Below are 7,070 nucleotides of genomic sequence, written 5' to 3' on the forward strand. Positions count from 1 at the left end.
GTTTTTCAAATAAAAGCTGTCGCTAATTTTAATGAACATTTGCTATTGCTAACTACTTTTCGATTAGCAGTCACTTATTTTTGGTATACTTTTCGTTTGGTAAGTGACTCGCTTAAGGTAGCGTTGTTCCTGGCTGTTGTAGACAGTGAAGTAGTCATTCCACCACTTTCGGGGTGTTTCTTCATCTGGCTTGGGTAAATTTAATTCAACTCTAACTTAATTACCCACTATTTTCGTGAGAAAATCAAATTAATTCTTCATTTTTAGAAGACACAAAATCTTTAAAACTTATTAAAATAATATTACTGCTGGCTTTAGCAAAATTCAAGGTTTCTTTCGTAAAACCTATTTTCGAGAAAAGAATATAAAATTTATTCTCAAAATGAAATAAAGCCCCTTTATCCATAAGTTTTTTAACTACTGACATATCTAACAATGTATTTTGCCATTTGCATTCACCAAGAAGAATGTTTTTCTTATCGTAGGCTACTATATCGATTTCTTCTTCCCTCTTTTTAATGGGGTTATTGCCCCACCATTTGCCAATATTTTCAAAGATGAACGGCAATTTACCCTCGACATTCATGTTTTTCAGGATTTCAACTGAAATGTCTTCAAAAATGGGGCCTATATACTCATTCATAAATGGCTTTATTTTATTTTTTATAGCGAAATCCGCCAATCCCTGTTCGATTAATGTTTTGTTTTTAAAAACATACCTATACCAAAATTTAAAGAAATTATCCCTAATCTTGAAAATACTACCCCTGCCTTTTCTACCAATCGGTTCAGGTTTTATTCTTTCAACGATCTTTAGATCAATCAAGGTTTCCAAATACTTAGCCACTTTGGAATTATCAAAACTGATTCTTGAAGAAATTTCATTCAATTTTCCGTTTCCTTCTGCTAAAGCTTCTAAAATGGAATTATAAATCAAAGGCTCTCTTAATTCTTGTCTCAGCAAGAATGTAGGTTCTTCGTTAAGATACGATGATTTAAATAATATTTTTTGTTTTATATTTTCATAAACGTCCACTTTTTCATCAAAGGTGACCAAGTATTGTGGTGTGCCCCCTAAAACTCCATATGTGTTGACTTGTTCCTCCCAAGAATATTTTGGGAAAAACTTTCGACTGTCAAAAAAACCAAAAGGGGTAATCTCAAATTGCGCGGTTCTTCTCCCATACAACGGACTTTTATAACCCAAAACTTCATTTTCCATAAAACTGACATATGAACCACAGATTATCAAAAATAATTTGGTGTCTTTCAAAGTATGATCTATCAATTTCTGTAAAATCGATGGAATACTACGATTCGCATTCACTAAATATTGGAACTCATCAATTACTATTACCAATCTTTCTTCTCTTGTTCTATTTGCAATAAAAAGAAAAGCTTCTTCCCAAGAATTAAACTCAGTTAAGCCCGTTAGATTGAAAAATGAAAAAACCTCTTTAGAAAATTTTTCTAATGAAACATTATCTAATGATTCGTCGGCAACAAAAAATATAAAAGGCTTTTCTTTGCAAAATTCCAAAAGTAAGGTAGTTTTCCCAACCCGTCTTCTTCCATATACAACAACAAATTGGAATTTGTCTTCTTGGTACAATTTGTTTAAAGCGGTTAACTCTGATTCTCTGCCAATGAACATATAAGTCACCTCTATTACTTACTCATGAGTTACTAACTCATGAGTAAGTAACTCTAAAGTTAGTATTATTATACCACAAAAATGTGGTTTTTAGTGAAAGGGCTAACTGTGGGCGGACAGCGGGGGAAGTGGTGTAAATAAAGATCCTTTTCCTTATGGGTGAAAAACAGGGTTTAAGGGACCGCAGGTCCCTTCCTAATTTATCAACTTCGAATGCAATTACGGTTATAATATCAAAAAAATTGGTACACTTTTCGTTTGGCAAGAGCAGTTGAATTAATTATTAATCAGATATTATTATTTGTGGCTCTATGTCGCTATGATAATATAAAAATATTTTATCGAAATTATTTCTTCCTTTAGTATATGAATTAAGGATTTCTTTAATATGTGGGATGTGAACATCTAGGAAAGGTACTAAGTTAGGTGGATTAGATGATGTTTTTATTAACAAATATATTTTATCAACCTTTTTCCTGTAATCGGACACCTTTCCTATCTTTTTATCTATTGCGATTTTTAATTTCCCTTCATAATCAAATGGGAAAAAATATCTGCCTCCAGGAATTACTAATGGTTTCTTATAATCCTTTCGTATTGGCTCATCTTCCAAATATTTGCATATTAAAAAGTCTTTATTTGATTCACAGAATTCTTCAAACGAAGAATATTCCCTGTTTCTTCTTGCCATTATATATTTTTTGAATTCTTCAGTAAAGTCTTTAATAAATTTGTTTTTGCTTATATCAGAAGCTAAGCTATCAGAGAAAGATAACCATATAACTTTTTTAATATTTTCTTCCTCCACATATTTTTGTATAATTTTGGAAATTGCAATTTCTAAATCTTCACTTCTCATCATTTCCTCCTTAATAGCTTCTGTTATCTCTATCCCAATTTTTTGATTATCAAATTTAACTATGAAATCTGGTGATTCACTACATTCTAATTGATAATTTTCAGGAAAAAGATACTCATGAAAAATTTTATAATAATCACAGATAAAATGTTTTAATGATTTAAGTTCCTTTTTTTTCTTATCGTTTATTTTTATCACCCCCGCTTTTTGCACCGCTTTCGATACTTTTAAGTTTTTAGAAAGTATCCCAACAAGTTGTCCAACAGGTGTTATCTATGAGTTTGATAGTTACAAAAACGTTGAAAATATGGTTAAAATTGTTTGCACCTCAGTTATTCTAATTTCGTATATTTTGCTTCTATTTCCTTCATTATTTCTTCCATTGCCACGGGAAGCAGAAAGGGCTCAATGGGAGGAGGGGAACGCAATTCTACTTCAATATCTCTTGCCCGAATGTGTTCTATACTTGGTGAAACAAGGATAACGATTAAAAATACAATAAGAAACACATAAAGAGAACCAGTTTATTTGAAAAGAAGGAAACCACCCAGGAATAAATGGGTGAAGCAGCAATAATGCAAGAATAAGCAGTAAAAGAATGAAAAATCCGATCTTCTTAGGCAAGCGATGTAAAGGGGAATTTAACCACCAGCGCCACCAGGGTGGCCTAATTCGATAGTTCCAGATATTGCCGAGCAATTCACGAGCGGGTGACTCTATTGAGGATTTTGATTTTAATTTGATACACTCTTCAAGCTTTTCTTTCGATGTAAAAATGTCATTGCCCTTAAGGTAGAAGTGCCCTAAAAAATACAGGACATACGCCCTTATCTCTTTTCCCTGATTTTGTTTTTTTGACAGAGTTTCATTCATCTTTTCCAGGTTTCTTATGATTCTGGCTATTTCTTCTTGATACTTTTTATCTTCTGAATCTAAAGAAAATTCTGCCTTAAGATAGTTAGTATAAGTATCCCAGAAGAAATGTATTGGATTACCTATTTCCAAATACATTGCCTTTTTAAAGGCTTCACTTGCAGCATCATAGGCTTTTTCTTCAATTTTGATTCTGCCTTGTAAACTCAATGCAGGAACAAGTCCCTCATCTATATTGAGCGCCTTTTCAACCTTTTCAGAAGCCTCTTTAAGATTCCCAAGTTTAAAGAATAATTCTCCTAAGAGGGTGTATGCCAAGGCATTTTTTGGATCTATCTCGATGGCTTTCTTGTGAGCCTTTAGTGCATCTTTGTGTCTCCCGAGTTCGCTAAGTGCAACACCTTTGTTGGACCAGGCTTCGGCATACTGTGGATCTATCTCGATGGCTTTCTCGTAAGCCTTTAGCGCTTTTTTGTGTCTCCCAAGCTTGCTAAGTTCAAAACCTTTGTAGAACCAGGCTACGTTAAGCTGGGGAAATAACTTGATGATTTTTTTGTAAATCTTTAGTGCTTTTTTATGTCTCCCAAGCTCGCTAAGTTCAAAACCTTTAATAAACAAGGTTACGGCATACTTTGAAATTACCTCGATAGCTTTCTCGTAAGTCTTTAGTAGCTTTTCACGTTTCTCAACTTTGCCAGCTTTAGCACCTTTGTTGAACCATTTCTTATCACTCATTTTGTTTTTCCCGCCCTCCTTCACTTTCTCTTCAGCCATTGCTATTGCTAACGATAACCTCACGTATCCTAGCTCATCAATATCGCTATACTTATGTATCTACCTTTGCTTCCTTTATCCTTCTTTTTGATTAATACCAAGTTTCTCTTCTATCTTCCTTGCTTGATAGGTGAAGGAAGAATAACTTCCTTTGTATCCTTCTTCACAGATGAGTTCATATATACGTCTTTTAGTTAACTTTTGGTTTTTGGGTTGCTTTGAAATGTACTCTAACAAGTGTTTGATACGTTTTTCAAAATCACCATTTACTGGTTTATCTCTAACAACGTTCATATGATACTTCTGTTCTGGGTTCTTGATAGCTCTTTTAACCGTCGCTCTGTGTATCCCATTTCTTTTGCTATCGCTCTTTGACTTTTGTGTTTGTTAAGATACAAAAATCCACAATTTTTTGTTCAAATTTATTATACAGGATTTGTGCGATAAGGTGGTACACTTTTCGTTTAGTAAGTGGATAAAACTATATTTATTATATTACTTCATTATAATTTTCTATATATAGTATTTATCATTTTGTATAATCATTATATTGTGGTATAATTAAGTATATAAGAAAGGAGGTGAATTTTATGCCAATCGGAGCAAGATATAGAACAGGTCAAAGATCTCCTGCAAATGCTTATTACAAGTGGGTGGAATATACAGATGGAACAAGAACACCTCTACCTACTGATGAAGAAATGAAAATTCATTTAGAAACTGATGAAACATTTCCACCAATCAATTCTTGTGATAAAGGTGCAATTTGGGAAATGACCTCGTACGAATGATTTTTTGATTTGAACTTAAAAAGCAGACGATCTTTTTTATTCAAATCGTCTGCTCTTTGATTTTTTAATCATTACTTTTATCTTTATTTCTTATTCTTTCTAATTGTTTTTTATTTCTTATTCTTTCTAATTCTTTATCATGCTCGTCTCTTAGAGAATATCTATCTTCATCAATCGTTGTTAATCTATTATATAGCACATCAAAAGAATTATTTGGATTATGTATAAATAGGCTATATGTATTATCCAACTCAGGTAAAAATGTTTCTTCATTTTCTATTATTCTATAAAGAATATCATGATCGATAATTTTTAAAGATTTGTATGGATGATATACTTTCAGTTTTCTAACTTCACCATGATATTCTCTAGAAAATAAAGTATTATCTGAAATTAAATATAACAAACTCGCCGATGTCATAAAAAAGTCATTTACACTATAATTTGTTGGCAAAATAAAAAAATCAATCCTAGAAAAAACATCTTTTTTTACATTAATTATATTTTCTTTGGGTATTCCATTTTGAATTTTTTGAAATTTTATTGAATTATCAAAAAAATTTTTAGGAATATATAAACTACAAATTGGAAATGGAAACAATTTATCGTTTTTAATTTTACCTTTATGTCTTATTCCTGAATCTTTTTGATTTTTTTGGTTTTTGAGATTTATAACTGGCATTTTTATATTTCCATTTTGATTATAGCTAAATCCATGCCAAGATACCTTATATATCGATTTTTCGAATTTTTCTTTGTGATTATCTTTTTGAAAATACAAATTATCAAAAGGATGATTTTTAATTCCATCCATCATTATATCTAATTCTCCGTCATAAGAATCATATTTGTCTTTATCTGGTTCTTTAATTTTTAATCGAAAAAGTATTTTATTATCTCTAACAACATAAATTTTATTGTGGTCAGAATTCTTTATTGAAAATACCAAATCAGCATCCATATTATCACCACTAATAACTAATTCCATGTTCCTGTAGATAAACCATTTTTGTTATCTATAGTGCATTCTCTCCAAATAGATTGATGTTTATATTTATTGGGTTAAACCTTATCCTATTAGAATTTGCAAAATTCAAGGCACCGATACTTGAATGACCTTTCAAAGCCGTATGAGAAGGAAAAGCCCTAGAAAAGGTCTAAGAATTAAGGCAGATCCTTAAACAATACTAAAGCGAGGTGAAAAAATATGATCCTAACTATCATTACATATTACTAAAATCAAGAAATGAGAGTTCACTGCAATTATACAGCAAAAAATATTAAAAAGAAAAAGAACGCATTAGATTATGTAAGATGTTCTTGAAAAGATTGTTAGCTCATAAATCGATGTCGTATCTTTCAACGTATTTTATCCCTGGTGAAGCCCTTTCTCACCTCCTTATATGGGTGGGTTGCGGGGTAAAAAGGAACAGATCTCTTTCCTTATAGTTGAAAAGCGGGGAAAGGGACCGCAGGTCCCTCTTCCACACGGGCGGGCAGCGGGGGTAGGGCGCTATAAAGCTCATTATACGTGAGCTATGTGATAAGATAGCTCACCTTCAAAAAGATATGATATAATTAAGTTAGACAAACAAAATCTAACAAAAAAGAGAGGCCAAATATGAATGAATTAGTGCACAATCCTCACGATCGATTTTTCAAATGGATTTTCAGTGACAAAAGGATAGCTCGAGATTTCTTACAAAATTATCTACCTCAAGAAGCTGTAGAAATAGTAGACCTAGATTATTTAATTCCTGAAAACAACAGTCATGTTGATGAAAACCTAAGAGAAAGCCTCTCGGATATGTTGTACAAAACAAGGATAAATGGACAAGATGGATACATATACATTCTTATGGAACACAAAAGCTACATTGAAGGTAAAGTAATCTTTCAACTGTTGAGATACATTACGAGCATATGGGAAGAAAAATACGATCCCAAAACAAAAAAGATACCAATAATAATACCGATGGTAATATACCATGGAAGAGAAATCTGGAACGTAGAAACGAATTTATCAAATATGGTGCAAGGGATAGAAGATTTACCAAATGAACTAAAAACATACTTACCTACATACCAATATGAAATATGTGATTTCTCAATCAAAGGG

7 protein-coding genes are annotated in these 7,070 nt (G+C 32.0%); 2 read left to right on the forward strand and 5 right to left on the reverse strand.

Features of this window, described 5'->3' with window-relative positions:
- Positions 1-244: 244 nt before the first annotated feature.
- The 4 genes from NAAC61_RS09555 to NAAC61_RS09570 form a co-directional block, all read right to left on the reverse strand.
- Entirely contained in the window at positions 245-1,654 is a 1,410-nt protein-coding gene (locus NAAC61_RS09555; RefSeq protein WP_202695888.1) for an ATP-binding protein, read from the reverse strand.
- Between the two features lie 283 nt (positions 1,655-1,937).
- Entirely contained in the window at positions 1,938-2,711 is a 774-nt protein-coding gene (locus NAAC61_RS09560) for a hypothetical protein (RefSeq protein ID WP_202695889.1), read from the reverse strand.
- 237 nt (positions 2,712-2,948) lie between these two features.
- Positions 2,949-4,160 carry a tetratricopeptide repeat protein gene (locus tag NAAC61_RS09565; RefSeq protein WP_202695890.1) on the reverse strand — a complete coding sequence of 404 codons (1,212 nt, stop codon included), beginning with the start codon at positions 4,158-4,160 and terminating at the stop codon, positions 2,949-2,951.
- 75 nt (positions 4,161-4,235) lie between these two features.
- A complete protein-coding gene (locus NAAC61_RS09570) occupies positions 4,236-4,454 on the reverse strand; it encodes a hypothetical protein (RefSeq protein WP_103078696.1) in 219 nt (72 codons plus the stop codon).
- Between the two features lie 296 nt (positions 4,455-4,750).
- On the opposite strand from NAAC61_RS09570, the gene NAAC61_RS09575 reads away from it, so the two are divergent.
- On the forward strand, positions 4,751-4,951 hold the full coding sequence (locus tag NAAC61_RS09575) for a YjzC family protein (RefSeq protein WP_202695891.1): 201 nt from the start codon (positions 4,751-4,753) through the stop codon (positions 4,949-4,951).
- 64 nt (positions 4,952-5,015) lie between these two features.
- On the opposite strand, the gene NAAC61_RS09580 is transcribed toward NAAC61_RS09575, so the two are convergent.
- Positions 5,016-5,912 (reverse strand): hypothetical protein, encoded by an 897-nt coding sequence (locus NAAC61_RS09580; protein ID WP_202695892.1) that lies wholly within the window; start codon positions 5,910-5,912, stop codon positions 5,016-5,018.
- A 660-nt stretch (positions 5,913-6,572) separates the two neighbouring features.
- Between NAAC61_RS09580 and NAAC61_RS09585 the strand changes: the two genes are divergently transcribed.
- On the forward strand, positions 6,573-7,070 hold a 498-nt coding region (locus NAAC61_RS09585), incomplete at its 3' end, for an Rpn family recombination-promoting nuclease/putative transposase (RefSeq protein WP_202695893.1).

It is taken from the genome of Petrotoga sp. 8T1HF07.NaAc.6.1, assembly GCF_016772115.1.
In the GTDB taxonomy this organism is placed as follows: Bacteria; Thermotogota; Thermotogae; order Petrotogales; family Petrotogaceae; genus Petrotoga; species Petrotoga mobilis.